Here is a 724-nt window from a genome sequence, read left to right as displayed (position 1 = left end):
CCCGATTATTTTAATTGGGTTTGCCATCGTTTTTGTCTTATTAGCCCTTTATATGTTGGGCGTATTTAGCATTCGTCTGCCAAGATTCATCAGTAGTAAAATGCAGGGTTTAAGCCAAGCAGGCGATAGTAAACTTGGTAGTACGGGTGGCAGTTTAATTGCGGGATTCTTATCGGCGCTCGTGGTATCGCCATGCGTTTCGGCACCCTTATTTGGGGCGCTGCTTGCTGTATCAACGATTGGAAGTCCGCTCCTTGGCTTTGCCGCTTTATTTATGCTCGGTTTTGGTTTATCGGCGCCGCTTATCTTAATTGGCGCGACCCAAGGTAAAATCATGCCAAAAGCAGGCGAGTGGATGAATTGGGTCAAGCAGGGCTTTGCTTTGTTGCTTTTTGCCGTGGCATTGTTATTAATTGAACGCGTCTTTATCTCGCCTGTGATGCTGATAGTGTGGGCGCTATGGTTTATGGTCGTGGCGATGTGGGCGTGGAGCTGGCTAGGCAAAGGTCGGATGCTGACCCAAGCGCTAGGCTTAATCGCTGGTATTTGGGCGACGTGTTTAATCGTCGGCGCCGCCTTGGGTAATGATGATAGTTTACATCCGCTTGCCTCCCTAACTGCGGTTCCGGTGATGCAGACGACTGCTGGTCAACCAGCCAGCAGTAATGCAACCGATAAGACGGTCACGGCGCTCGCTGAGTTAGATGCCATTGTCGCCGCCAAT

The 724-nt window shown here is 50.1% G+C and carries 1 protein-coding gene; it reads left to right on the top strand.

Going from position 1 to position 724, the window contains the following annotated elements; translation table 11 throughout:
- Positions 1-724, top strand: a 724-nt coding sequence (locus CXF58_RS01230) for a cytochrome c biogenesis protein CcdA (protein ID WP_323807195.1), incomplete at both ends; no start/stop codon positions are given.

This window comes from Psychrobacter sp. Sarcosine-02u-2 (assembly GCF_002836335.1).
Classification (GTDB): Bacteria; Pseudomonadota; Gammaproteobacteria; order Pseudomonadales; family Moraxellaceae; genus Psychrobacter; species Psychrobacter faecalis.
Note: the sequence above shows the minus strand (reverse complement) of the source record. Positions and strands in the feature narration are given on the sequence as shown.